Origin of the sequence: Streptomyces sp. 2323.1 (genome assembly GCF_900221035.1) — a bacterium.
In the GTDB taxonomy this organism is placed as follows: Bacteria; Actinomycetota; Actinomycetes; order Streptomycetales; family Streptomycetaceae; genus Streptomyces; species Streptomyces sioyaensis.
In genome coordinates, this window is record NZ_LT907981.1 from 214,948 (window position 1) to 240,426 (window position 25,479).

At 69.7% G+C, this 25,479-nt stretch carries 21 protein-coding genes and 3 pseudogenes; 12 read left to right on the forward strand and 12 right to left on the reverse strand.

Going from position 1 to position 25,479, the window contains the following annotated elements; translation table 11 throughout:
- Window positions 1-2,244: a telomere-associated protein Tap gene (gene tap / locus CPH93_RS00925; protein WP_096211616.1), complete on the reverse strand. Its 2,244-nt coding sequence runs from the start codon at window positions 2,242-2,244 to the stop codon at window positions 1-3.
- A 195-nt stretch (window positions 2,245-2,439) separates the two neighbouring features.
- Between tap and CPH93_RS00930 the strand changes: the two are divergent.
- Window positions 2,440-2,699: pseudogene (locus CPH93_RS00930) on the forward strand (VOC family protein); the annotation flags it as partial.
- A 137-nt stretch (window positions 2,700-2,836) separates the two neighbouring features.
- Here the strand turns inward: CPH93_RS00930 and CPH93_RS00935 are convergent.
- Window positions 2,837-3,037 carry a type II toxin-antitoxin system VapB family antitoxin gene (locus CPH93_RS00935; RefSeq protein ID WP_093488170.1) on the reverse strand — a complete coding sequence of 67 codons (201 nt, stop codon included), beginning with the start codon at window positions 3,035-3,037 and terminating at the stop codon, window positions 2,837-2,839.
- Between the two features lie 236 nt (window positions 3,038-3,273).
- On the opposite strand from CPH93_RS00935, the gene CPH93_RS00940 reads away from it, so the two are divergent.
- Window positions 3,274-4,959, forward strand: coding sequence for a pentapeptide repeat-containing protein (locus CPH93_RS00940; RefSeq protein ID WP_096211617.1), 1,686 nt, complete (start codon window positions 3,274-3,276; stop codon window positions 4,957-4,959).
- 259 nt (window positions 4,960-5,218) lie between these two features.
- Here the strand turns inward: CPH93_RS00940 and melC2 are convergent, their stop codons facing one another.
- The 6 genes and pseudogenes from melC2 to CPH93_RS00970 form a co-directional block, all read right to left on the reverse strand.
- Complete coding sequence (gene melC2 / locus CPH93_RS00945) at window positions 5,219-6,037, reverse strand: tyrosinase MelC2 (protein ID WP_093488166.1); 819 nt, start codon at window positions 6,035-6,037, stop codon at window positions 5,219-5,221.
- A 40-nt stretch (window positions 6,038-6,077) separates the two neighbouring features.
- Window positions 6,078-6,545, reverse strand: coding sequence for an apotyrosinase chaperone MelC1 (gene melC1, locus CPH93_RS00950; RefSeq protein WP_096215235.1), 468 nt, complete (start codon window positions 6,543-6,545; stop codon window positions 6,078-6,080).
- Window positions 6,546-7,046: 501 nt separating this feature from the next.
- Window positions 7,047-7,325 (reverse strand): annotated as a pseudogene (locus tag CPH93_RS37405) (thioesterase family protein); the annotation flags it as partial.
- Between the two features lie 263 nt (window positions 7,326-7,588).
- Window positions 7,589-8,356: a GNAT family N-acetyltransferase gene (locus CPH93_RS00960; RefSeq protein ID WP_096211618.1), complete on the reverse strand. Its 768-nt coding sequence runs from the start codon at window positions 8,354-8,356 to the stop codon at window positions 7,589-7,591.
- A gap of 226 nt (window positions 8,357-8,582) precedes the next feature.
- Window positions 8,583-9,074: pseudogene (locus tag CPH93_RS00965) on the reverse strand (IS5 family transposase); the annotation flags it as partial.
- A gap of 53 nt (window positions 9,075-9,127) precedes the next feature.
- The gene (locus CPH93_RS00970; protein WP_096211619.1) at window positions 9,128-9,490 is read right to left on the reverse strand and encodes a hypothetical protein; all 363 of its coding nucleotides are present in this window, start codon (window positions 9,488-9,490) and stop codon (window positions 9,128-9,130) included.
- A 409-nt stretch (window positions 9,491-9,899) separates the two neighbouring features.
- Between CPH93_RS00970 and CPH93_RS00975 the strand changes: the two genes are divergently transcribed.
- Together CPH93_RS00975 and CPH93_RS00980 are read left to right on the forward strand one after the other, a co-directional pair.
- Window positions 9,900-10,556: a GNAT family N-acetyltransferase gene (locus CPH93_RS00975; RefSeq protein WP_093488158.1), complete on the forward strand. Its 657-nt coding sequence runs from the start codon at window positions 9,900-9,902 to the stop codon at window positions 10,554-10,556.
- Complete coding sequence (locus CPH93_RS00980; RefSeq protein WP_096211620.1) at window positions 10,544-11,110, forward strand: DinB family protein; 567 nt, start codon at window positions 10,544-10,546, stop codon at window positions 11,108-11,110. Before CPH93_RS00975 ends, CPH93_RS00980 begins: the two co-directional genes overlap by 13 nt.
- Before the next feature lie 74 nt (window positions 11,111-11,184).
- Here CPH93_RS00980 and CPH93_RS00985 read toward each other — a convergent pair whose 3' ends face one another.
- Window positions 11,185-12,066 (reverse strand): alpha/beta fold hydrolase, encoded by an 882-nt coding sequence (locus CPH93_RS00985; RefSeq protein ID WP_096211621.1) that lies wholly within the window; start codon window positions 12,064-12,066, stop codon window positions 11,185-11,187.
- Window positions 12,067-12,366: 300 nt separating this feature from the next.
- Between CPH93_RS00985 and CPH93_RS00990 the strand changes: the two genes are divergently transcribed.
- The 5 genes from CPH93_RS00990 to CPH93_RS01010 all read left to right on the forward strand — a co-directional run bounded on the left by CPH93_RS00990 (window position 12,367) and on the right by CPH93_RS01010 (window position 19,166).
- The gene (locus tag CPH93_RS00990) at window positions 12,367-12,741 is read left to right on the forward strand and encodes a VOC family protein (RefSeq protein WP_093488152.1); all 375 of its coding nucleotides are present in this window, start codon (window positions 12,367-12,369) and stop codon (window positions 12,739-12,741) included.
- A 574-nt stretch (window positions 12,742-13,315) separates the two neighbouring features.
- Window positions 13,316-14,602, forward strand: a complete 1,287-nt coding sequence (locus CPH93_RS00995) for an AMP-binding protein (RefSeq protein ID WP_159394941.1) — start codon at window positions 13,316-13,318, stop codon at window positions 14,600-14,602.
- A 53-nt stretch (window positions 14,603-14,655) separates the two neighbouring features.
- Window positions 14,656-16,245 carry an acyl-CoA carboxylase subunit beta gene (locus CPH93_RS01000; protein ID WP_096215236.1) on the forward strand — a complete coding sequence of 530 codons (1,590 nt, stop codon included), beginning with the start codon at window positions 14,656-14,658 and terminating at the stop codon, window positions 16,243-16,245.
- Window positions 16,246-16,745: 500 nt separating this feature from the next.
- Complete coding sequence (locus CPH93_RS01005; RefSeq protein WP_093488146.1) at window positions 16,746-17,963, forward strand: cytochrome P450; 1,218 nt, start codon at window positions 16,746-16,748, stop codon at window positions 17,961-17,963.
- A 123-nt stretch (window positions 17,964-18,086) separates the two neighbouring features.
- Window positions 18,087-19,166, forward strand: a complete 1,080-nt coding sequence (locus tag CPH93_RS01010) for a Gfo/Idh/MocA family protein (protein ID WP_231977127.1) — start codon at window positions 18,087-18,089, stop codon at window positions 19,164-19,166.
- Window positions 19,167-19,236: 70 nt separating this feature from the next.
- On the opposite strand, the gene CPH93_RS01015 is transcribed toward CPH93_RS01010, so the two are convergent.
- The gene (locus CPH93_RS01015) at window positions 19,237-20,112 is read right to left on the reverse strand and encodes a 1,4-dihydroxy-6-naphthoate synthase (RefSeq protein ID WP_096211624.1); all 876 of its coding nucleotides are present in this window, start codon (window positions 20,110-20,112) and stop codon (window positions 19,237-19,239) included.
- Between the two features lie 243 nt (window positions 20,113-20,355).
- On the opposite strand from CPH93_RS01015, the gene CPH93_RS01020 reads away from it, so the two are divergent.
- The 3 genes from CPH93_RS01020 to CPH93_RS01030 all read left to right on the forward strand — a co-directional run bounded on the left by CPH93_RS01020 (window position 20,356) and on the right by CPH93_RS01030 (window position 23,032).
- Complete coding sequence (locus tag CPH93_RS01020) at window positions 20,356-21,438, forward strand: AMP-binding protein (protein ID WP_096211625.1); 1,083 nt, start codon at window positions 20,356-20,358, stop codon at window positions 21,436-21,438.
- A 64-nt stretch (window positions 21,439-21,502) separates the two neighbouring features.
- Window positions 21,503-22,666 carry an aminofutalosine synthase MqnE gene (gene mqnE, locus CPH93_RS01025; protein WP_006608176.1) on the forward strand — a complete coding sequence of 388 codons (1,164 nt, stop codon included), beginning with the start codon at window positions 21,503-21,505 and terminating at the stop codon, window positions 22,664-22,666.
- Between the two features lie 60 nt (window positions 22,667-22,726).
- Window positions 22,727-23,032 (forward strand): ferredoxin, encoded by a 306-nt coding sequence (locus CPH93_RS01030; protein ID WP_093488136.1) that lies wholly within the window; start codon window positions 22,727-22,729, stop codon window positions 23,030-23,032.
- Between the two features lie 224 nt (window positions 23,033-23,256).
- On the opposite strand, the gene mqnC is transcribed toward CPH93_RS01030, so the two are convergent.
- Complete coding sequence (mqnC, locus tag CPH93_RS01035) at window positions 23,257-24,480, reverse strand: cyclic dehypoxanthinyl futalosine synthase (protein WP_093489603.1); 1,224 nt, start codon at window positions 24,478-24,480, stop codon at window positions 23,257-23,259.
- Window positions 24,481-24,526: 46 nt separating this feature from the next.
- Window positions 24,527-25,432, reverse strand: a complete 906-nt coding sequence (locus tag CPH93_RS01040; RefSeq protein WP_093488134.1) for a menaquinone biosynthetic enzyme MqnA/MqnD family protein — start codon at window positions 25,430-25,432, stop codon at window positions 24,527-24,529.
- Between the last annotated feature and the right edge of the window lie 47 nt (window positions 25,433-25,479).

Here is a 25,479-nt window from a genome sequence, read left to right on the forward strand (position 1 = left end):
CTACTCTCCGTCGGCGGCGGCGTCGGTGCCCTTGATGTGCCGGGCGGGATTGATCTGCTCGTCCTCGATCATCGAAGCCAGCCACAGGAAATCCTGGGTGCCCTCGTGCTTGACCATGCCAGGGGACACCCCGAGCCGGAACCCGCCCGGCACCGGCTTGCCTTCGGGGGTGTACGGAAGGAAGTCGAGCGGCGAGGGGCCCCGGGAGAGGTACACGGCGCAGTCGGACAGCACCGCCACGGGGAACAGGCCGGCGGCGGCGAGCCTGGTCATCTTGCGATGCATGTTGGTGCGGGCCTTGCCGATCAGCTCCGCCCGGATGTGCGGGCTCCACGTCGGGCGTTCCAGGGCCGGCCAGCGCTCACCGTGCTTGTGCTTCGCACTCTGCGGGCGTTCGCGGAGCTTGCCGATGCCGCCCTTGACGCTGGATTTGATGGCGGAAAGCACCGCGGCCCGGCCCGGGTCGACGTTCTTGTGGCGGGCCATGGCGGCCAGGAAATCCTCGTCGGTCATGCCGGTGGTGACGCCGAGGTCGGCCATGGTGGCCAGGTAGGCGTCGCGCAGTCTGGTGTACCAGGGGTCGAGGTAGGCGCCGCTCTCTGGGCGGACATACGCCTCTGCCGGCTGCACCCGGGCACCGAGTTCCACGGCGTAGGCGACGGTTGAGGTCGAGTACCAGGCCGGTCCGGTCGGGCGGATGCCCTTCGGGGTGAACGGGGACGGGAGGCGAGGATCGAGGTCGAGGTGGGACAGGTCCACGAGCCACGAACCGGGCAGCTTCGGGTCGAAGTCGGGGCGCTTCTCATGGGTGGCGGGGCCAAGGCCGACGAGGAGACGGTTGGCGGCCGCGGCGAACGCCATGTTCACATCGAGGCCGACCGCGTGGGTGTAGCCCGCGGTGCACTCCTCGTCGGTGAGGGGGCGGAACCAGTCGTACGCTTCCTCGTCGACGACCTGGTCGGGGGTGCGTTCGTGGAAGCGCGGGTAGCGGGCGGCAACGACGGGGTGTTCCATCGGGGCCTCGGGCGGCGCCGGATCCACCGCTTCGGTGAGCGAGCCCGGCATCGGACCGGACTCCCAGGATCCGGACGCGTTCTTGACGGCGCGGGTGGGCGGGCGCAGCGCGGTCATCAGTTCCAGGCCGCATACGGCGGTCGAGCCGAGCGGTGTGATGACGCGCTGGGCGTAGGAGCCGAGGACCGCGGCGACGTCGGCCGGCGGCAGCTGCCCCGTGGCACCCCAGGAACGCTCATCGAGCGCGCCCCACGGCAGGACGGCCAGCTGCACGCACTGGCGTCTGCCGCCCTCCGTGGGCCGGTAGATGCGTGCCCAGGGACCGAAGCCGCGCCGGGTCAGCTTCCACTCGGCACGCGCCAGCTGCTTGAGCACCTGGTGGTCCTCGGGCAGGCGCAGACCGCGACGGTCCTCCAGTTCGGCCGGCAGACCGAGGCGTCCGGCGGCCGCAGCGGTCAGCACGATCAGCGGGTCGGCGTCCTTGCCGGACCGGTGCAGGCGCGGCGCACCGAGCTTCGCCTCGGACAGCGTCCATTCGACCAGCGCCGGGAGGGTCTTGGCCGGGCAGTCGAGCACCAGCCCGCCGACGCAATACAGCGAACCGTCTTCGTCCAGCACGCCCAGCGGTCCGTGGGCGAAGCGTGGGTCGGTGTCGGTCGGAGCCTCGGCCGGCTTTTTGGGTGGGGTGTTTTTCGGCGGGGCGTATTTCGGCGGGGTCTTCTTCGGGAGGCCGTTTTTCGGCGGGGCGTTCCTCGCGGCCGGTCGCTGTGACGGGGGCGGCGGCTCGGTGTGGACGGCCTGGCGGGGCGCAGCGTCGGCGGCAGCCGGGGCCAGTGCTGGTGCCTGTGCCGATGCCTGTTCTGGAGCAGCCGGGGCCGGGATGGCGGGTTCGGGGGCGACGGGCTGCGGTGCGGTCGGCGCGGAGGCCTCCGGCACCGTCGGCGCGGGGCAGTCGGCCGTGGTGGCGACGTCGGGGTATCGGGCGGCAAGGCCTTCCAAGAGCCGGGCATATGCGGCTCGTTTGGGCGGCCGCGGCTCGGTCCTGCCCACCTCCCAGCTCGTCACCGTCTCCCGCCGTACCGACAGGGCACGCGCCACCTGATCCTGGCTCAGGCCGCCCGCCTCACGCAGCCGCCGGCGTTCCGCCGGATCCGGCAGCGCGTCCTGGTCCGCCACGTGCTCCAGCAGCGCGTCGACCGATGCGAACAGCTTGTCCTGCTCGTTGGGCACAGGATCACCTCCAGGCCCCACTCTAGTTGAAACACACCTGCCGTCGCGCTGAAGCGCACGGCCGACACCAGGCAGAATGCCGTCCCGCCACGGCAGCCACCGACCGGTTGGCTCTTCCGCCGCGCACGGCGCAGGTGGCGGCGCCGTGCGCGGCCTTGCCCGACCTGAGAGGATCAAGGCATGGCGGACGCACCTATGCGGATCAATGCCCTCATCGTCGATGCCACCGACCCCGAGCGGCTTGCCGCGTTCTGGTCCGAGCTGCTCGGCAGGCCGGTCGTGGGGCGCACGGGACCGTACGTATGGCTGCGGCGTGAGAACGACCTGGGCTTGGGCTTCCAGCAGACCGCCGAACCCAAGTCGGGCAAGAATCGTATGCACTTCGACATCACTTCACCCGACCCGGCCGCCGAGCAGCAGAGGGTCGAGGCGCTCGGCGGGCGCAGGCTGGAGCAGTACGCCGACGGGGGTTCCTGGTGATGGCCGACCCCGAGGGCAATGAGTTCTGCATCATCCCCGAGGGCTCTTTCGAGCTCGACGACGAGGGACGCGCGCACTACCTCAGCTGACCGACGTCTCGACCGCCGAGGGGTCAGCCCTGCGGCTCCGGCGGTTTGACGGCGGCCTCGCGCAGCCCCTGGTCCTTGAGTTCGGTACGCGCCTCCGTGCGGTGGCCGCGGGCAATGTAGTCGCGTACGACCAGTTCGACGGCGTCCTGGGGCGATCCCACTCCGGCCAGGACCATCACCTCCACTACCAGCTCGGCATCGAGACTGATGTTGACCTTGGCCACGGCTCTCCCCTTCGTCGCGTCGCTCCCAGAGTCTCACCACTCAAGGTGCCGTGGCATCCACTCGGGTTCGATGCCAGGACTCGATACGGTCCTCGACCGAGAGCGGCGGGAGACGGGCGGCCAGCAACGGGCAGCCGGCGGGTCGCGTCATGTAGCGGGAGCACGGACCTTCTTGAGCGCGCGCAGGACGCGGAAAGTGGCTGCGCACAGCGCGCGGTGCCTGTTGAGATCAAGCCATGGAGACGACTTCACCGGAATGGGACCACTGTGGCGCCGGCGCAACGGACGCCGACCCGGTGGGGTGCCGGGGCGTCCGAGCCGGCGGGCGGGCCAGGTGCCTGGCGCACTTGGCGGCGGATGCCCGTGCGGTGTATCTCGCGCAGCTGGCTGCCGGGGCAGACGTGGACTGCCGGGGAGTCACCTTCGACGACGGCCTGCTGGCGGCGGTGCTCGCCGGCCTCACCGGTGAGGACGTGTTTCCGGTGTTCGGTTCCGGGCTCTTCGAGCAGGCGCGATTCGCGGAGAGTGCGTCCTTCGCCGGTGCGGAGTTCCGGGGCCCGGCCTCTTTTCAAGGGACCAGGTTCGAGGGCGCGGCGGACTTCGGCAGCGTTCGCTTCCGGCACGGCGCGTGGTTCAAGGGGGCGCGCTTTGCCGGACCTGCCGATTTCGGCGGGGCCCACATCAGCGACGACGCGGGCTTCGCCGATACCTGGTTCGGCGGGACGGCGTGGTTCGGCGGGGTACGGATCGAGGGCAGACTGTGGCTGGAGCGGGCGCGGTTCGCCGAGGATGCCGTATTTCTCCGTGGCGTGTTCGGGGCGGACTGGGTGGGTCCTCTGACGTGTGACGGGGCACTGTCGTTGGCCGAGGCGGAATTCAGGAGCCCCTTGCGGTTGGCGTTGGCGGCGTCCCGGGTCGATGCGCGAGCGGCGCGGTGCGAGGGACCCGTGACCCTCAGTGTCCGTTACGCCGCGATTGATCTGACCGGTGCCGTGCTCCTGCACCCCTGCCGGATCTCCACGGACCTGGTCACCGAGCTGCGGCAGCCGGCGGCGGCGCGCGCGGACGGCGCGGATCACACGGCGTCGATCGTCTCCCTGCGCGGCGTGGACGCGGCGATGCTCACCGTCGCCGATGTCGACCTCCGCGGCTGCCATTTCGCCGGTACCCACCACCTCGACCAGCTCGGGTTCGAAGGAAACTGGCAGCTCGGCGCATCTCCGCGGGGCGTCCGGTGGCACCGAGGCGTGCCACGCTCCTGGACACGACGGCTGGTCCTCGAAGAGGAACGGCAGTGGCGTGCGCTGCCGGGCCGGGGCGCAACGGCCCGCCGGGGCTGGGGAGCAGCCCCCGACAACCCCGATACGGTCCCGGGACTGGCCACCCTGACCTCCACCTACCGGCAGCTCCGCAAGGCCCGCGAAGACGCCCTGGACCAGCCCGGGGCCGCCGACTTCTACTACGGCGAAATGGAGATGCGCCGCCACAGCCACACCTGGCGGCGCGCCGAGCGATGGCTCCTCCAGGCGTACTGGCTCCTGGCCGGCTACGGGCTGCGTGCGTCCCGCGCACTGGGGTGGCTCGCCTGTGCGGTGGCCGGCACGGTGGTTTTGATGATGGGACTCGGGCTCCCCGACACCGAGCCGCAGCAGCAGGTCAGACGGGTGCAGGGCGGCGGTTCCCTACGGATGGTCATGGACAAGGCCGAACCTCAACTCACCCTTCCCGTGGGCGAGCGGTTCACCGGGGAGCGGTTCGAGAAGTCCCTGCGGGTCGTTCTGAACTCCGTCCTGTTCCGGTCCTCGGGGCAGGATCTCACCCTCTGGGGCACGTATACCGAGATGGTCTCCCGGCTCACCGAACCGGTGCTGCTGGGACTTGCCGCACTTGCCGTCCGCGGACGCGTCAAACGCGGAAGCTGAGGGCCCGTCCGGGCCTCCCCTTACTGTCCGGGCCTCCCCCGCCGGCACGGCCACGCACCGCGGCGAGTGGCCGTGCCCGCAGAGTCGGAAGGGTCCGTAGGGCCCGCAGAGCCCGAAGAGCCGTAGGGCCCGCACCCCGTGCGCACCGGCGCAGTCGGGGCGACCTTCGGCGGCGAAGGAGGCGGGCTCCGCGGTCAGGATCCGGCCCGGACGGAGCCGCGATCAGGCACCTTTTACGGACCGAAATGTCATGGACCTGTCACTGATAAGTATAGAACTTGGTGTGGTCCAGCATGTCCGCCGGCGTGACGTCGTTCCATGGCTTCATCGTGTCGTGGAGGTCGACGACGTCGGGTGTGTCGCCGGTGGGCAGATAGCCCGACTTCGGGTGCATCCCCTGCCAGTCGGCCCAGAGCTTGTCGATGAAGCAGTGGTGCAGCCAGAAGACCGGGTCGTTGGGTGACGCTCCGGTGGTCATCTGGCCACCGACCCAGACGTGCACCCGGTTGTGCAGATTCGGGCCGCGCCAGCCCTCGATGTTGTTACGGAAACCGTCGGAGGAGCTGTTCCAGGGAGCGGCGTCGTAGACGCTCATGGCAAGCACCCGGTCGACCTCGGCGCGCGTCGGCAGTTCGCGGACGCCAGTGCCGAGCGAGCGGCGCAAGAACGTCCGGCCGTCCACCCGTATGTTCATCGGCCACTTGCCGCTGCCAAAGGCGAACGGCCCGGAGGTCACCCGGCCGTCGCCGCTCCGCCCGTCGCCGCCCAGGAAGTCGTCGGCCCACAGGGAGCTGCGGGGCGTGCGGTCGGCGGTCCAGTCCCAGTAGGGAAGCATGACCGACGGCGTGATGCTCTGCAGGGCTTGTTCGAACTGCAGCAGGAACCTGCGGTGCCAGGGAAGGAAGGACGGTGACCGGTGGCCGGTGCGCTCTCCGTCGTCGCTGTCACCGATGATGAAGGCGTTGTGGGTGCTGATGAACTCGTCGTAGCGGCCGCTGCGCTTGAGCTCCAGCACCGCGTCGACGAAGTTCCGCTTTTCGGTGGCGGTGAGGTCCGCCTGGTTCTTCCGGACTGCCATGTCGAGGACTCCTCGGTGGGGGGACGGTCAGGGGCAGGCCTCAGCCGGTGACGACGGGGACCAGGTCAGCGCCCTGGAGTTCACGGACGGCGGCGCGCGCCAGGGCGCGTGGCGTGGTGAACGTCTCGTAGTGGTTCACCAGGCTGATCCAGGTGCCATCGGCGTTCCGCATCACATGGAGGTCGTCGTTGTCGATGCGGACGACGAAGTCCATGCCGTCGTGCGGGCCGGCGTGGCGCCCCGCGTGGGCTCCGCTGCTGTTGTGACCTCCGTTCTGGGCATCTCCTTCGTCTGCCGGCCAGCCCTCTATGTGGCGGCCCTCATACATCTCGTCGAAGGGCTCCGGCATCTCGTGGCCACCGGAGGGCCCGTCTCCCGCCATCTGCCCGTGGCCGTCGGCGGGGCGGGCGGCAGCGGTGTCGGCGAAGGCGACCGGTGCGGCGAGCGCCGCTCCGGCCAGGGCCGCGGCGCTGCCGTGCAGTATCTGGCGCCGGGTGGGACGCGACATGTTCCACTCCTTGGTTCGTCTCGGCTCCCCTCCGGGGCCGGGCCGCAGAGGGTTGTTGAGCCGGCGCGCCGACGGTCGGCCCGCGCCGCCACATGCTGGCAGGGACGAACGGATCATCAAGTTGCACCGGCGAATCAAGCAGCGAACGAGACAACACCTGGGCGGAGGTGCAGAATTCAACGGCGGTGATCGTACTGATGGGCCGTCAGACCTCTCCGCGGAACCGGATATTCCGCGATGTGGGGCGCCCTCGGCCGCAGATCCTTCTCCCGCGCGGTCGAAACCGTGAGACCCCGCACGGGCGGAACTCGGCGCGAATGCAGGGGGCTTCGGGCCTACGGGGTTTGAGAAGCGGTCCGGCAGCGACGAGGCCACCACCGAACCGAGCAACGTGATGCCCCTGCTGGCCGACTGCGGCACCGACGGCGGCGCGCTGCCCCTCCTTGGTGAGGGCGATCTGCTGGTCGTGCCGCCGGGGAGCACGTCGAGCTGCCCGAGCGCCAGGCCGGATCCGCGGGGGCTGGCCGCGGTCGCAGAGCGTACGCAGAACCATTCACCTACAGGCTCTCGGTTCAACGCCAGCGTGACGTCAGTGTTGATGACGAGCCGCTGCTGATCGTCGAGTGCGAAGGCCGCCGCCCAGCTGCTGTCGGCCCGGGCGAGAGCACGCGTCAGAGGAGTGTCTTCCTCGCCGGCTACCAGCTGGATGCGCTGCCGCGCCCAAGCCATGCACGCGCCGGGCGTGTCAAACCCCTTTCCTGGCTCGAACCGCCACTCCATTGCTGAGCATGCAGGGTCAGGGGCGTCCGTACGGCGGGCACCCCTGACTCAACTGCAACGCCACCGCCGCAGCCCACACCATCTGGCTCCGCACGTGATCGACCGAACAAGCCCTACGGCGTGTCCGACGGGTCCTATCAGGCCGCGCCGGGCAGGCCCATGGGCTGCTTTCCCGGCGGTGCTGACCAGTCTCGCGGTCACCGGCGGCCTCGTCTTCCTCGCGGCGCTGAGCCCGGTCGGTCGATGCCGCGTTCTGGGTGAGGTCAGCGTACGTACGGGGTGGTGGTGGCCAGCGGCACGAACCCGAGGCGTCGCAGGATCGGACGGCTCTGGTCGGACGCGTCGACCTGGAGGTAGCGGTAGCCGTGTTCGGCTGCGACGCGGGTGCGGAAGGCGACCAAGGCCCGGTAGACGCCCCGGCCGCGCCACTCTGGCACTGTGCCCCCGCCCCACAGGCTCGCGAAGGACGTACCCGGGTGCAGCTCCATCCGTGCGGCGCTCACCGGCACGTCACCGGCCATGGCGACGACCGCGGGAGGTAAGCCAGCGGCCAACTGGCCGAGCAACAGCTGCCGGTGGTACGGCCGCGCTTCGCCGAACGCCCGCTCCTGCGCGGCCACCGCGAGCTCGACCCCGGCAGCATCGGTCACCGGGAGCAGGCGAACACCCTCGGGTAGTTCGACGCTCGTGGACAGGTCTTTGATGTCGGCGACCATCAGCGTCTCCTCGGGCTCGGGTACGAAACCCGCCGCCCGCAGCCGTCCGGGTAGGTCGGCCGGCCGGTCGTGCCCGTACAGCTTCCACTCGAACCCGCGCCCGAGTGAGGTGAAGTACTCCACCTGTTCCGCGACCGAGCCGTCTGCAGTGGCTTCGTCCAGGTCCGACCAGACGATTCCGTTCCAGCCGTCAGCGTCTGCGCCGACATGGCGTACGACGCCGCCCACCCGCTCTACCCGGGCTCCGGGCCCATCGGCCCGGATGCCCTGTCGCACCTCGCGATCGAAGACCGCCAGCACTGTGTCCTGATCCATCCGCTCACTCCAGCATCACCAGGCGCAAGAGGCAACGAAAAATGAGCGGACCGGGCCGGCCCCTACCCGAAGCGGGCCCAAGCCACGGCCTCGCGGTAGCCGCCCTTGGCCTGCGCGGACTTGAGGCGACGACGGCAAGAGTGCGCACAACGCCGACGCCATCACCGCTGTAAGTCCGCTAAGGCTGTCCAGCAGGTCACGAACGAAGCCAAAGCGGAATGGGGCTGCCTGGTGTGATGACGAACGCGAGCAGCCGCCGGCCGCCCTCACCGGCCAGATGGATCTTGCACGTCAGCCCGCCACGGGAACGCCCCAGGGCCTCATCTGAACGATGTCGAACAGGTCGACCGCGTCGTCCAGGGGTGCGCGGCGCGTCGGTACGGGCGCCGGCGGCGTGCTGATGGACACGGCAGGTGGTCGAGTCCACGCTGACCATGCTCCAGTCGATCTGGCCTTCCGCATCTGCATGGGCCTGAACAGTCAGCAGGATCCTCTCCCACGTGCCGTCCGCCGACCACCTGCGATGCCTGTCGTGCACCGTCTTCCACTTCCCGAACCGTGCCGGCCGATCACGCCACGGGACACCGGTCCGCTGCCGGAAAAGAATGCCGTTGATCACCCTGCGATGACTTTTCCAACGCCCGCCTCGTCCCCCGTCCTTCGGCAAGTGCGGCTCCAGCCGAGCCCACTCCTGATCCGACAGATCACCCCGCCCCACACCGACCGGAACGACGTCAGCGCGAGCAGGTCACACGACCCGTCGAACAGTGCCTAGGGCATCCACCGTGTGCACCTCGTGGCTCCGTCGTGGTGACCGCATGCGCGGAACTCGCGGTGGTCGCTGCCGCTCTGCAGGTACTGGGCGGCCACGGTGTGCTGGTCCGAACCGGTGTGGACGGTGGCGGAACACTGGTGGCGGCGGCCCCCCAGGCCGAAGTCTGTCCAGTCCAGGCGCACCGTGTCACCACGGCGTGCGCCGGTGATGCGCGCCCAGAGGTAGATCCGGCCGCCTCGGTGACCGTCGCGTAGCGACACCGTGGCGCGGCCGATGCGGGTGGAGGTGATCGTTTCGGGGCGGGAGAGGGTGTTCGGGTTGACGCTGGTCCCGCAGGTGAGGCTGATCCTTGCCGGCACCGCAGCTCCGGTCGGCACGCTGGGCGGAGGGGACGCTGCTTCTACCGGGGACGGGCTGAGCAGCAGCAGTGTGCCGACCGCGACTCCCATCGTGATACGCCGGAATGTCGTCGTCCTGAGCAAGAGCGAGCCCATCGCGTCCTCCCGTAACTTCTGGACCAACTGGCCGACATAGAAGGCTATTTGAGCTCTGCGGGAAGCTCTACGGCGCGCGTGTGAGCATGAGGTGCGTTCAGGGGCGCTCTTTCGGGAGCGGCGGTCCGTCGCCCGTCTGCGGGTGCGGCGCGCAGGCCGTTTTCCGGCGACGCGCGTACGGCGCCCGCGGCAAGCGCCGCCGTCCCCAGCCCGCCCCGGACCACGTTTCGAAACCCCGTTGCCGACAGAAGCGGCTGCATACGATCCTCCTGGCATGGATCTTCCACAGCAGGTGATCGAGCTGGACGGCCTTACGCTGCGCCGCTTCAACGGCGAGGCGGACCTCCCGGAGTTCTTCCGGGTCATCGAGGAGTCGCTGGAGCACCTGCGCCCGTGGATGCCCTGGGTCGCTGAGCACAGCCTGGCCAGGACCACCGACTTCCTGGCCCAACGCCCGGAGCGCTGGGCGAGCGGCGAGGAGTTCACCTACGCGATCGTGCTGGACGGGGCGATCGTCGGCGCCTGCGGGCTGTTCCGGCGCGACGACGTCCCGGACAACGGCCGCGAGATCGGCTACTGGCTGCACCCTGGCGCCACCGGCCGTGGTGTGGCCACCCGGACCGCCCGCGCCCTGGTCGAGCAGGCCTTCCGCCTCCCTGGCGTCGACTTCGTCGAGGTCGTCCATGACCCGGCCAACCGCGCCAGCGGCGCTGTCCCGGCCCGGCTCGGCTTCACCGAACACCTTCGCCGCCCCGCCGAGCGCCTCGCCCCGGCCGAGACCGGTGAGGACCAGATCTGGCGGCTGACTCGCGGTCAGCTGGAGGCCTCGTCGCCGAGACCGGCACCTCATCCTGATGCCACCATCGCATCACCTCGAAGCGAAAACCAAGTAGCGAACTGGGGCCGTCAGAGGCGAACATGCCGCGCATGAGTGAGCAACCCGCGCGATGGACCAAGGCAACCGTCTACCCCGATATGTGGACCGATCCGGACGACGACCCCCGCGATCAAGGAGTCAGTCCGGACGGCGAGCTTGCGACGCTGCAGGACTTCCTGACGGGCTACCGCATGACCCTGCGGATGAAGTGCGAGGGCCTGGATGCGGAGCAGCTGGCCCGTCGGTCGGTGCCGCCGTCGACGATGTCGCTGCTCGGCCTGGTGCGGCACCTCGTCGAGGTGGAACGGGACTGGCGGAACTGGATCAGCGACGGTGACCCGCTGCCGAAGCTGTACGGCAAGCGTGACGCGGACTTCGACGGAGCTGTCGCCGAACAGGCCGTGGTCGACGCGGCGTACGTCGATCTGGAGCGTGAGCAGGCCGCGACCGACGCCGCGCTGGCCGAACACCCGGACCTGGGCGAGCGGGTGGGGAAGGAGGGGATCGCAGTCCGGGAGCTGATGGTGCACAGGATCGACGAGTATGCCCGCCACTGCGGGCACGCCGACCTGTTGCGCGAATGCATCGACGGAAGGGTGGGTCAGTGACGAGGGCCGGAGTTTAGGCCCTTTACGCCCATCAACGAATGAGGATGGGTGGGATCTGCCTGCGCGGTCAGGACCTAATCCCCGGCCGCGAAGAACGCCGACAGCCGGCGGTTGACTTCCTCCGAGTTCGACATCGGAAGGCCGTGGTGTGAGGCATCCTCGATGACCGCGCACTCGACGTCCGGCAGCAGTTCCTCCGCCCCGGCCCGCACCCGCTCGATGTCGTGCACCTTGCTGTGCCGGGCCAGGAGCACGAGCGTGGGGACGGTGAGTTCGCGCAGCCGGTCGGCGGGCGGGCGACGTGCCATGACCACCTTCGCGGGCGGTGTGCGGGCCGCGCCCAGGGCGTACACCTCCTGCCAGACCGCGTCGAGCGGCAGACCGCCCGCCTCCCAGGCGATGTGGGCGCGGGCGCGGGCGGCGGTGGGGCGGATGAGGAGCGGCAGCGCGTGCAGGAGGTAGCCGGGTTTCATACCGGCGAAGCAGTTGTTGGGGTCGATGAGGGCGAGACGGCGTACCCGGTCCCGTGCGTGCAGGGCGTAGCCGAGGGCGATCCGCGCACCGTACGAGTAGCCGCACACGTCGGCCGCGTCGATGCCGAAGTGGCTCAGGAGCGTGTCGAGCCAGTCCATGAGGTCGGCAAGTTTTTTGACGGGTCGTGGACCTTCGGCAGGGCTGTGGCCGACGTCGCCGAGGATGTCGGGCGCGTACACCCGGTGTGTGGCGGCCAGTTCGGCCACGTTGGCGTACCACACGGTGGACGTCGTTCCGCCGCCGGGCAGCAGCACCAGCGGCGGAGCGTCCGCGGGTCCGCAGACGTTGACGCGCGTGGTCCCGAAGTCCGTGCGGACGTCCACCGGCTCGACGGGGACGGGCCAGGCGACCAGTACGGCGTCGTACGCAGCGGAGAAGGACGCAGGAGCGCGGGTGGAGTGGGAGTGCGCGTCATCGACCATGAGATTCCTCAGCGTTGCCCGATTTTCCTCACGCAAGAATAATCTTGGCGGTCGAGGTGACTGAGGGGTGCCGGAGGGGCAGCCGAACGCTGCGCTCTTGTCGCCGCCAGCAAGATCAAGTAACGTTACCCAACGTGAACACCGGACCGGCGCTACGCCACACACGGATTGGCCACCCGGTGGACGGCTGATCGCACAGCGGGTGCACAGAAGGCACCCCCTCAGTTCGGCACGCGGACCTCCCCACACTCGTGCACTGCGAGTCCGTTTTTCGTGTCGAACATCAACGAGGTCAGCTGAATGACAGTCACGTTCAACCACACCATCATCGCCGCCAAGGATCGCCACGCGTCGGCTCAGTTCTTCCGCGAGCTGTTCGAACTCCCGGAAGCACCGTCCTGGGGCCCGTTCACCAACATCCAGCTCCCCGACGGTGTGCTGCTTCAGTTCGCCGAGCCGCCGGTGGAGATACAGATGCAGCATTATGCGTTCCTGATCGACGACGAGCTGTTCGACCGGGCGTATCGGCGGCTGTGTGAGCGCGACATCGAGCACTGGGCCGATCCGCAGATGCGACGCCCAGGCGAGATCAATAACGAGCACGGCGGTCGAGGGGTGTACTTCAAGGACCCCGCCGGTCACGCGATTGAGCTGATCACCCGCCCGTACCTGTAACCGGGGCAGTGCCTGGTCGGGCGCCCGGAACCCGGCGCCCGACCAGGCAACCGACTGGCGAAACCTGCTGGACCTGCGGGCCCGGGAGCCGTGCCGTGCCCCCACCGCCGCGACGATACGGCGGGGCGCCTCAGCCCGGCATGGATCTTGGCGGTCAGGTCATGCGGGGTCTCGTACTCCACAGCCGCACCATCCGCCCCACGCCACCGGACTACCAGCAATTCTCCTAGTTCCCGGCAAACGGCCTTGTCCGCGTCCAAAACGTGCGGCGAAGCTGGCGGTCGGCCGATGGTTCGTCCCGGTGGGAAAGGCTGCGGCTGACGCGGACAACGCTGCCGCGGGGTCTGGGCGGCAGCTCGTCCGAGGTCGCGCCGGTCCGGCCGTTCCTGCCGCGGCCGGCGGAAGCTCCCGTTCCCGGCCTCCGCCGCGGGCGGCCACGACTGCGCACCTGGATTTCCGCGCGGAAGTCACTCGGGTTCTTTTGTGGGGGCCGGCACGAAAGGGGGACGAAGTGGTCGCTCAACAGACGCTGTCCGACCAACAGACACTGTCCGACGGCAGCAGGCTCGGACAGGTGGAACCCAGACCGTACCGGCGGCGGCTTCCGCAGACCCTGCCGCTCACCCTCGACGGCATGTTCACCAGCATCGCCCGCAGGTTCCCGATGGCCAGAGCCGTCCAGGAAGGGCAGCAGCATCTGTCCTACGGCGAAGCCGAAACCCGGGCCGGGCAGTTGGCGTCGGCGCTCGTACGCGGCGGAGTGCAGCTGGGCGACCCGGTGGTCGTCCACTGCGGCGATCACCGGCAGGCGGTCGTGGGCCAGCTCGCGGTGCTGAAGGCGGGAGGGGTGTGCGTACCGGTCCCCGCGGCGTCACGCGGTGCGCGGCTCGACCGGATCATCGAGGTCAGCGGGGCCCAGGCGGTGCTGTGCAGCACCGTGACGCGACCGGTCTGGAGCTACCGCTGTATGTCGTGGGTGCTGGACGACCCGGCCACCTGGAGCAAGATCGCCGCCCAGCGGCCGGACCCCGCGCTGCCGCGCTCCGGGCACACCGAGGCCGCTTACCTGCTGGTCTCCGATACGGACTGCCAGGGGGTCGGCGGCTATCTGACCGACCATCGCGCATGGCAGCTGGCGCTGTCCGCCAGGATCCGCCGGGCCGGCAGTGCGCACGACGGGGTGATCGTGCACCATCCTCCCGTCCGCACGACCACACTGCCCGCGATGTGGTGGGCGTTCGCCTGCGGGGGCACGCTCCATGTGCCGTCCCGCTACGACGGTTTCACCTGCTCACCGGCCCCGAAGCGGAAGGCCGCCGCGGTCTTCGGTCCGGACGAATACGGGCTGCTGCTGCAGTCTCCCTCCCTGGCCTCCCACCCGGTGCCGCCGCGGCTGACCGTGCTGATCGGCGGCCCCTGTCCGCGCACGGTGATCGACCGGCACTTCGAGGTGCTGCCCCGTGCGCCGCTGTGGGTGGAGTTCGCCGCCGCGGACGGCACGATGCCCTGGACGGTACGGGAATTCAGCCCCGACAACCCCTGGCCGGAGCATCCAGGGGCGAGCCGCCCGGTGCCCGGTGTCCATGTGCAGGTGGTGGACCCGGCCGGCAGCCCCGTGCCGACCGGACAGACCGGTGAAGTCCACGCCACGGGGCCCGCGTTGCCCTACGGCAGCATTCGCAGCGCCGACGGGGCCTGCCTGGCGGAGGACACCGCGCCGGTGCTGGCCTCGGGCCGGCTCGGCCGCTGGAGACGCGACGGCACGCTGGAATTCTGCGGTCCGGCCTCCGTGCCGCCCGCCCCACGGCCGCGGGACCCGGCCTCGGTACCGGCACCCGCCGCGCGGCCGCGGAACCCGTAGACACCCGGGGACCTGCGGGAAAGCGCCGATGTGGAGAGGTGGAATCGCTGCCGATGACCTACTGCGAGCAAGGCCCCGCCGAGCGAGTGCCGCACGATGCCCGGGGGCGGGTGGCCGAACTCCACGCCCTCCATGAGCAGGCCCGGAACGGGCCCGGTGAGCGGGCGACCAAGGCGCAGCACGCCAAGGGCAAGCTGACCGCTCGTGAGCGGATCGGCCTGTTGCTCGACGAGGGTTCCTTCACCGAGGTCGAGCCGTTGCGCCGGCACCGTGCCAGCGGGTTCGGTCTGGAGGCCCGGAGGCCGTACACCGACGGTGTGGTCACCGGGTGGGGGCTGGTGTACGGCCGGACGGTGTTCGTCTACGCGCACGACTTCCGGATCTTCGGCGGCGCGCTGGGCGAGTCCCATGCCGCCAAGATCCACAAGGTCATGGACATGGCGCTGGCGGCCGGCGCCCCGCTCGTCTCCCTCAACGACGGCGCCGGGGCCCGCATCCAGGAGGGCGTCGTGGCGCTGGCCGGCTACGGCGGCATCTTCCACCGCAACACCCGCGCCTCGGGCGTCATCCCGCAGATCTCCGTGATGCTCGGGCCGTGTGCCGGCGGCGCCGCCTACTCCCCCGCACTCACCGACTTCGTCTTCATGGTCCGTGACACCTCACAGATGTTCATCACCGGCCCCGATGTCGTCCGGGCGGTGACCGGCGAGAAGATCACCCAGAACGGCCTCGGCGGCGCCGACGTCCACTCCGAGATCTCCGGTGTCTCCCACTTCGCCTACGACGACGAGCAGACCTGCCTCGACGATGTGCGCTATCTGCTGTCGCTGCTGCCCGGCAACAACCGCGAGCGGCCGCCCACCGTCCCCACCACCGACCCGGCCGACCGCCGCTGCGACCGCCTGCTGGACCTGGTCCCGGCGGACGGCAAGAAGCCGTACGACGTCTGCGAGGTCATCGAGGAGATCGCGGACCACGGCGAATTCATGGAGGTCCAGGAGCGCTGGGCGACGAACGTGGTGTGTGCGCTGGCCCGGCTCGGCGGGGAGGTCGTCGGCGTCGTCGCGAACCAGCCCCGGTCGCTCGCCGGTGTGCTGGACGTCCATGCCTCGGAGAAGGCGGCCCGGTTCGTCCAGCACTGCGACGCGTTCAACATCCCGCTGCTGACCCTGCTGGACGTGCCCGGATTCCTGCCGGGCGTGGGTCAGGAGCACGGGGGCATCATCCGCCATGGGGCCAAGCTGTTGTACGCGTACTGCAATGCGACCGTTCCCCGGATCCAGCTGATCCTGCGCAAGGCCTATGGCGGCGCCTATATCGTCATGGATTCCCGTTCCGTGGGCGCGGATCTGTCCTATGCCTGGCCGACGAACGAGATCGCGGTGATGGGCGCCGAGGGTGCCGCCAACGTCATCTTCCGCAAGGAGATCGCGGCGGCCGACGATCCCGAGGCGATGCGGGCCCGGATGGTCAAGGAGTACAAGTCCGAGCTGATGCACCCCTATTACGCCGCCGAACGAGGTCTGGTGGACGATGTCATCGACCCCGGCGAGACCAGAGCGGTGCTGATCCGTTCCTTTGCGATGCTGCACACCAAGCAGGCCGATCTGCCGCCGCGTAAGCACGGGAACCCTCCGCAGTAGGCGGCGGGGGGAGCGTGGTGGCAGGTACAGCCCGTCCGCCGGCCTCGTCGCGGCCGTACGGCCCTGCCGCGGGACCGCTCCCGGCCAGGTTCGGGACACCGCCGGAGAACAGGCCCGGAAGGCCCCCTCACAGCGCTGTTCCGCCGGGCGTCCCCGACTGGCAATTCCCTAGAGTTCCCCCACCGGACTGGCTCCCTCTGACCGGTCCGTGCTGGGCTGTGGCTGTCATCGGGCTCGGGCCACACCGAAAGGGGAGTCGCCATGGGATCCACTACTCCGGGGCGCCGCTCGCGCACCTCGTAGTGCGGACCTGCCCTCGACCGCACGCTCGACCGGCCACCGCCCGCCCCCACGGGGCACGGCATCGAGCTGTCCCGCTTCCCGAACCGGACCAATGTCTTCGGTCTGCGACGGCCGCCCGTCGTACCCGGTGCGGCTGCCCGCTGCGCACGGGCCCCGAGCGCGGCGCCCCAGTGGCCACCAACAGCAACGGAGGAGTCATGGTTTACGAGCCGAAAGCGCCGGTGATCCCGTACAAGCGCACCTGCCCTTTCGATCCGGCCGCCGAATACGCGCAGCTGCGCGAGGAGGACCCGATCAGCCCGGTGACCTTCGAGCTGTCGCCGCGCGAGAAGGACGGCTGGCTGATCACCCGGCATGATCACATCCGCCAGATCATGACGGACCCGCGGTTCAGCCACCGCAGTGAGCTGCTGGCGCTGGTGCACTCGCCGCCGTTCGAGGTGGAGGAGTACTCCCCCGAGCCCTCCGCGCCGGGCAACTTCGTGCGGATGGACGCTCCGGAGCACACCCGCTACCGGCGGCTGCTGACCGGGTTCTTCACCGTACGCAAGATCCAGCAGTACGAGCCCACGCTGGAACGGATCATCGACGGGGTGCTCGACGAAATGGCGGAGATGGAGCCGCCGGTGGACCTGGTGAAGGTCTTCGCGGAGAAGATCCCCGCCAGGTCGACCTGCTCCATCATGGGGGTGTCGGAGAGCGATCTGACGGCCCTGGCGGAGCACTTCTCGGTCATCATGCGGATCGACTACACGCTCGAGGAGTTCATCCATCACAACAACGAGCTCAATGCGACGCTGGAGCGGATGATGGCCGAGCGCTTCGCCGGCGATCCGGGGGACGACCTGCTCGGTCAGCTCATCGCGACCGGCGAGCTGACCGAACAGGAGATGTTCAACATCGCCTGGATCGCCATCGGCGGTGCGCTGGACACCACTCCCAACATGTTCGCGCTGGGCACCTTCGCGCTGCTGGAGCACCCCGAGCAGCTGGCGAAGGTGCGGGAGCGGCCGGAGCTGATGGAGAACACCGTCGAGGAGCTGCTGCGCTACCTGACGATCTCTCACTTCGGGGCGAGCCGGGTGGCGCTGGAGGATGTCGAGATCGGTGGCCGGACCATCAAGGCCGGTCAGACGGTGGTGCTCTCGCTGCCCTCGGCCAACCGTGATCCGCGGTACTTCGAGAACGCCGACGAGTTCGACATCGACCGCCCCTCGCGCCGGCATCTGGCGTTCGGCTTCGGGATCCACCAGTGCCTGGGACAGCACCTCGCGAGGGCGTCGCTGCGCATCGGCTTCCAGAAGCTGTTCGACCGCTTCCCGGACCTGCGGCTCACGGTGCCCGCGGAGCAGGTGCCCCTGCGGGAGACCGCGATGCACTACGGCGTGTACGAACTGCCGGTGACCTGGGGCTGATTCCCCCGGGCCCGGCTGTCACGGCAGGGCCGGCGTTCCGTGGCCGTACGGCCGCCCACCGATCACCGGGGTGGTGGCAGACCGCCCCGCCTCAGCCCCCGAGGATTTCCATTGGATGACTCCGTGCCAGCTCAGCGAACCACTCCCCCACAGCAGCTGTCCGCGCGTACCGGCCCGTCCCTCGACCGCGGCGACACGGGCGCCGGGAAGAAGCCGGTGCGCTTCGGTGCGCTGGGTACGTCGTCCTTCGGGTGGCGGCGGGTGCTTCCGGCGATGTCGGACTGCCCGGAGACCGAACTCGTTGCGGTGGGCGGCCGCAGCCCGGAGCGCACCCAGCGGTTCGCCGACCGGTTCGGCTGCGCCGCCGCCACCACGGAAGCGCTCCTGGAACGCGACGACATCGACGCCGTCTACATCTCCCTGCCGCCGTCGCTGCACGGCGAGTGGGCGGCCCGGGCGCTGCACGCGGGCAAGCACGTCCTGGTCGAGAAGCCGATCGCCACGACGGCGGACGAGGCCCGGGCCGTGGTCGCCCTGGCCGAGGACCGTGACCTGGTGCTGCGGGAGAACTTCATGTTCCTGCACCATCCGCAGCATGACGCGGTCGCGTCCCTGATAGCCGAGGGGCGGCTCGGAGGGCTGCGCTCGTTCCGCGGCGCGTTCTGCTTCCCGCCGCTGCCCGCGCAGGACATCCGGTATGTGCCCGGACTCGGTGGCGGGGCGCTGCTGGATGCCGGGGTGTATCCGCTACGGGCGGCCGCGATGCTGCTGGGCCCCGGACTGCGGGTGGCGGGCGCCACGACGCGTGTGCGGCGCTCCGACGGGCTCGATCTGTCGGGCCAGGCGCTGCTGGTGTCACCGTCCGGTGTGCTGGCGAGCGTCGAGTTCGGCTTCGAGCACGCCTACGGCTCGTTCTACTCCCTGTGGGGCGCGGGGGCGAAGGTCACGGTGGACCGGGCGTTCACCCCGCCGGCCGGGTACCAGCCGGTGCTGGTGCTGGAGGAACAGGACCATGTCGAGAAGTTCACGCTCCCGGCGGCGGATCAGCTCGGCCGGTCCCTCGCCGGATTCGCCGCGGCCGTGACCGCCGGCGGCGCCGCGGCCGACCCCGGGGAGGCCCGGTGGCGGCAGGACGCGATCGCCACGATGGAACTCGTCGACGCGGTCCGCGCGCAGGCGGTGCCGGTGACCGTCGAGGGGTAGCTAGCCCCGGGTCGGCCCCGCGGGCGGTCTGTCTACCACGGTGGAGAGACCGGCCGCGGGGCCGTGGCGGTTACCGAACCCCGGGAAAGTCCAGCGCGCCCGGAGCGACAGGTGGGACCAGGCCCTCGGTGGCGGCCCGGCCGAGCAGTTCGTGCACTGCTGCGTAGCCGTCCTCGCCGAGGGCGGCGGTGTAGTCGTTCACGTACAGGCCGATGTGCTGGTCGATCACGTCCGGGGCCATCTCCTGGGCGTGTTCGCGGACGTAGGGACGGGAGGCCGACGGGTTGTCCCAGGCGAAGCGGACGGAGTCGGTGGCGGCGCGGGCCACCGCCCGCAGGCGGTCCTCCCCGAGGTCCCGTCGGGCGACGATCGCCCCGAGTGGGATCGGCCGGCCGGTGGCTGCCTCCCATTCCTCACCCATGTCGGCGAGGCGGTGCAGCCCGTACTGCTGGTAGGTGAAGCGGGCCTCGTGGATGACGAGTCCGGCGTCGACCGCGCCGTCCCGGACCGAAGGCATGATTTCGTGGAAGGGCATCACCACGATCTCGCCCACGCCGCCCGGTACGGCCCGCGCCGCCCACAGACGGAACAGCAGATACGCGGTCGAGCGCACGCTGGGCACCGCGACGCTCCGCCCGGCCAGCCGCTCCGGGCCGGAGCCGGCCGGGCCGTCCTCGGGCCGGGTGAGGACCAGTGGCCCGCAACCGTGGCCCAGTGCGCCGCCGCACGGCAGCAGCGCGTACTCGTCCAGGACGTACGGCAGGGCCGCGTAGGAGATCTTGAGCAGATCCGCGCCGCCGCGTTCCGCGAGGCCGTTGGTGACGTCGATGTCCGCGATGGTCACCACGAGGCCGGGAGCCTCCGGGAGCAACCCGTGGGACCAGGCATGGAACGCAAAGGTGTCATTGGGACACGGTGAGTGGGCGATCGTCAGCCGCTGGGCCATGGGTCCCCTCCGCCGGGGTTCGTTCGGGCAGCCGGCGCGGAGCTCCGGCGCCGTCCCTCCCAGGAAACCCGTTGTGGGTATGGGGAATTCCCCAGAGTGGACTCGGCGAGTATGAAGAGGGGCCGCCGGCGTCGCCGTGTCGGACTGCACCCCGGTGCCGGTCCGGCCGGGTGACGCGGGCGGCAGCCCGGCTCCCGCAGATCCGCGCGCGACTGCGGCCTTCCCGGCAGGAAAGGAACGGCGATGCCGCCGACCACCGCACCACTGGACACCTCCCGCATGGAGCGCTGGCTGTCCATGGACCTCGATGCGTGGACCCGGCATGTCGTACGGCGCCACTTCGCTCCGGACACCGGGAGTCCCTATTGGCTCAAGCGCCGTGACGAGCTGGATTTCGACCCGCTCGACATCACGCACTACACCGAACTGTCGGCGTTCGGTCACTTCACACTCGCCGCGCTGCGGGACCTCGACCCCGTCGACCTGGTCCCGCAGGCCGTGCCGCGCCCGCTGTCGGGGCGCGTCTTCGACTCGGGTGGCACCACCGGCCGACCGTGCCATGTCTTCTACACCCGGCCGATGCTCGACCACCACTCCCTCTGGCGCCGGTTCGGCCTGGTCACGGCAGGTTTTGAGCCGGGCCGAACCTGGGTCTACGCCACTCCCGGAGGGCCGCATGTGGTGGGCGAGGGCGCCGCGCAGATCGCCCATCTGTATGCGTCCGTCGTCTACGGGATCGACCTCGACCCGCGCTGGATCAAACAGCTCATCCGGGGCTGCCGGCTGGCCGAGGTCAACCACTATGTCGATCATGTCGTCGACCAGATCACGGACCTCATGAGCAGCCGGCGGATCGACTACCTGGAGACGACGCCGGCGCTGTTCCAGGCGCTGGTGCGGCAGCGTCCGGAACTGGTCGAGCAGCTCGACGGTGTCGGGCTCGGCGGCACACAGATCGTGCCGGCGATGTACCGGGAGTTCGCCGCGGCGCTGGACGGCGGGCCGATCGGGACGGCCTACGGGAACACCTTCGGCTGTGCCATGGGCCTGCCCGCGGAGGAGGACGGCGACGTCCTTCCGTACGTCCCGCACTATCCGCAGGTGACCATGGCCGTCGTCGACAAGAACGATCCGACGCGGACGGTGGGCTACGGGGACGTGGGGCAGGTCCGGCTCACGGTGTTGCACGAGGATCTCTTCCTGCCCAACATCCTCGAACGCGACCAGGCCGCGCGGTACCGCACCTCGGCCGACTGGCCCTGCGACGGGGTGGCGAACGTCCAACCACTGCAGGTCTCCCGGGCCGCTCCCGAAGGAATCTACTAAGGCGATGCCATCAGCGCCTGTGAGCACTCTTTGCCAAGGTCAAGCACTAGGAAGGTAGTTGGGGATGGACGCAGGACTCAAGCGTGAGCTGGAGGAGAAGGTCTATGCGGGAGAGCGGCTGTCCCGCGAGGACGGGATCGCGCTCTACGGGTGTGACGACCTGGCATGGCTGGGCGGGCTGGCTCATGAGGTGCGGACGCGCAAGAACGGCGACGTCGTGCACTTCAATGTGAACCGTCACCTGAACATGACGAATGTGTGCACGGCTTCCTGTGCCTACTGCTCCTTCCAGCGCAAGCCGGGTGAGCAGGATGCGTACACGATGCGGATCGAGGAGGCCGTCCGCCTCGCCAAGGCGATGGAGAACGACAACCTCACCGAGCTGCACATCGTCAACGGTCTGCACCCGACGCTGCCGTGGCGCTACTACCCGCGGTCGCTGCGCGAGCTGAAGAAGGCGCTGCCGGACGTCTCCCTGAAGGCCTTCACCGCCACCGAGATCCACCACTTCGAGACCATCTCCGGGCTGAGTGCCTCCGAGATCCTCGACGAGCTGATCGACGCCGGTCTGGAGTCGCTGACCGGCGGCGGCGCCGAGATCTTCGACTGGGAGGTGCGGCAGCACATCGTCGACCACCGCACCCACTGGGAGGACTGGTCGCGCATCCACCGCCTGGCCCACGAGAAGGGCCTCAAGACGCCCTCGACGATGCTGTACGGGCACATCGAGGAGCCCCGCCACCGCGTCGACCACGTGCTGCGGCTGCGTGAGCTCCAGGACGAGACCGGCGGCTTCCAGGTCTTCATCCCGCTGCGCTACCAGCACGACTTCGTCGACATGCAGGACGGCAAGGTCCGCAACAAGCTCCAGGCCCGGACCACCATGGCCTCGGGCGCGGAGGCCCTGAAGACCTTCGCGGTCTCCCGCCTCCTCTTCGACAACGTCCCGCACGTCAAGGTCTTCTGGGTCATGCACGGCGTATCGACGGCTCAACTGGCCCTGAACCACGGTGCCGACGACATGGACGGCTCGGTCGTCGAGTACAAGATCACGCATGACGCGGATGACTTCGGTACGCCGGACAAGCTGACCCGCGAGGACATTCTCGACCTGATCCGGGACGCCGGGTTCCGCCCCGTCGAGCGCAACACCCGCTACGAGACCATCCGCGAGTACCCGGGCCCGGACCCTGAGCGCCGTGAGTCGCCCCAGCCCATGCGGGTCTGAAGCCCGCCGGCCCGAGCGCCCGAAACCACAGACCAAGACCACGATCGGCAGGCAGGCGGTATGTCCACCAACGTGAACGTGAACAACGACGAACTCGAGGTCTGGATCGACCAGGACCTGTGCACCGGAGACGGCATCTGCGTGGAGTACGCGCCGGAGGTCTTCGAGCTGGACATCGACGGCCTCGCCTATGTGAAGGGTGAGGACGACGAGCTGCGCCAGGCGCCCCGGGCGACCGTGCCGCTGCCGCTGGATCTGATCCGGGATGTCGCGGACTCGGCGAAGGAGTGCCCGGGCGAGTGCATCCACGTACGGCGCGTCAAGGACGAGGTGGAGGTGTACGGACCGGAGGCCGAGTCGGCCTGACCCCCGGGCCGGCGGGCCCGTCAGAAACGCAGGTCACGCAGCCCACAGGCCGGTTCCCGAAGAGGTGTCTTCGGGAACCGGCCTGTGGGCGTGGGCGGCCCGGCAGCGCACAGCGGCCGCCGTCCTACACACAGCACACAGCACACCGGTGACCGGATCAGCCAAGTGATCCGGTCACCGTGTGGGAAGGGCCGTCGCGCCGCGCGGCACCGAGGACGAGGCGGTCAGCTCGCCCCGATCACCTTCAGTTCGGGGTGGCTGCGCGCCTCATCCGGGGCGTCGAGGGCGGTGGAGGACAGATGCGAGACGACGTGGTCGTCGACCGGGTCGTTGGCCGGGTCGTCGTGCACGAGGAGGTGCTCGTAGGTCGTGGCGCGCTGGGCCGGGACCCGGTCGGCCGCCCGGATCAGCTGCAGCAGTTCCATACGGTTGGAGCGGTGCTTGGCGCCGGCCGAGGAGACCACGTTCTCCTCCAGCATCACCGAGCCGAGGTCGTCGGCGCCGTAGTGCAGGGCAAGCTGGCCGGCCTCCTTGCCGACGGTCAGCCAGGAGCCCTGGATGTGCGGGACGTTGTCCAGGAAGATCCGCGCGATGGCGAGCATGCGCAGATATTCAAAGACCGTCGCCTGGGTCTGGCCCTTCAGTTTGTTGTTCTCGGGCTGGTAGGTGTAGGGGATGAACGCCCGGAAGCCGTGGGAGCGGTCCTGGACGTCGCGGATCATGCGGATGTGCTCGATGCGCTCGGCGTTGGTCTCACCGGTGCCCATCAGCATCGTCGAGGTCGACTCCACGCCGAGGCCGTGCGCCGCCTCCATGATCTCCAGCCAGCGCTCGCCGGACTCCTTCAGCGGCGCGATGGCCTTACGGGCCCGGGCCGGCAGCAGCTCGGCGCCGGCGCCCGCGAAGGAGTCGAGCCCGGCGGCGTGAATGCGCTGGATCGCTTCCTCGACCGACACCTTGGAGATCCGGGCCATGTGCTCGACCTCGGAGGCGCCGAGGGAGTGGATGACCAGCTCCGGGAAGGCCTTCTTGATCGCCGAGAAGTGTTCCTCGTAGTACTCGACGCCGTAGTCCGGGTGGTGCCCGCCCTGGAACATGATCTGGGTGCCGCCCAGTTCGACGGTCTCCGCGCAGCGGCGCAGGATGTCGTCGAGATCGCGGGTCCAGCCCTTGGCGGTGTCCTTGGGCGCGGCGTAGAAGGCGCAGAACTTGCACGCCGTCACACACACGTTGGTGTAGTTGATGTTGCGCTCGATGATGTACGTCGCGATGTGCTCGGTGCCCGCGTAGCGGCGGCGGCGGATCGTGTCGGCCGCTGAGCCCAGCGCATGCAGCGGAGCGAAACGGTAGAGGTCCAGCGCCTCTTCGGGGGTCACCCTGCCGCCCTCGGCGGCACGGTCCAGTACGGACTGGAGGCCACGGTCGGTGGCTTCGGACGGTCGGGGCATGTCGACGGCCTTTCCGGGGGTGTTTTCGGGCTCGTTGCCGGTCATGTCACGTGCTGATCGCGTCGGTGCCTAGGAGCTGGACGCGGACGTCCGGCGGGAAGCCGGCCTGTCCGCCGCCGACCCGGCGGGCGAATTCCGCGATTCCGGCGAGCTGGCGCTCACCGAGGCTGAAGTCGAGGGCGGTGGTGTAGTAGTGCTCCAGCGTCTCGGCGTCGAACGCCTCCCACCGGGCGGCCTGCTCGCAGACCGTCTTGACCTCGGTGAGGGACAGATCGCGGGACGCCAGCAGGTGGGCGTGTACGCGGCGGACGGTCTCCGGCTCCCTGGCGAGGAAGTCCTTGCGGGCGGCGAAGACGGCGAAGACGAAGGGCAGTCCGGTCCAGTCGCGCCACATCTGCCCCAGGTCGTGCACCTGCAGGCCGAGCCGGGGCGCCTCGTGCAGGGAGGCGCGCAGCGCGGCGTCACCGATGACCACGGCCGCCCGTGCCTGCTGCATCATCGCTTCGAGGTCCGGCAGGCAGCTGAAGTATGCGGGCCGGACGCCGATCGACTCCGCGAACAGCAGCTCGGCGAGCCGGACCGAGGTCCGGCTGGTGGATCCGAGTGCGACGGGTTCGCCGTCCAGCTGGTCCAGCGGCACCTGGCTGACGATCAGGCAGGACTCCACGGGGCCGTCGCTGCCCACGGCGATGCCCGGCAGCGCCACCAGGTCGTCGGCGTGCTTGAAGAATTCCATGAGGCTGATCGGCCCGATGTCGAGCGCGCCCGCGACGAGTGCGTCGTTCAGGCCGTCCGGGCTGTCCTTCCTCAGGTCCATGTCGAGCAGGCTGCCGCTTCTGGCCAGTCCCCAGAACAGCGGCAGGCAGTTGAGGAAGTCGATGTGACCGACCCTGGGCCGTCGCCCGGTGCGCGGTGCCGGCGTGGCCGACGCGGTGAGTAGCGGTTCAGGCATGGCTGTCAGGGCTCCAGGGGTGGCTCGGTCGGGGCAGCGGGGCGGCA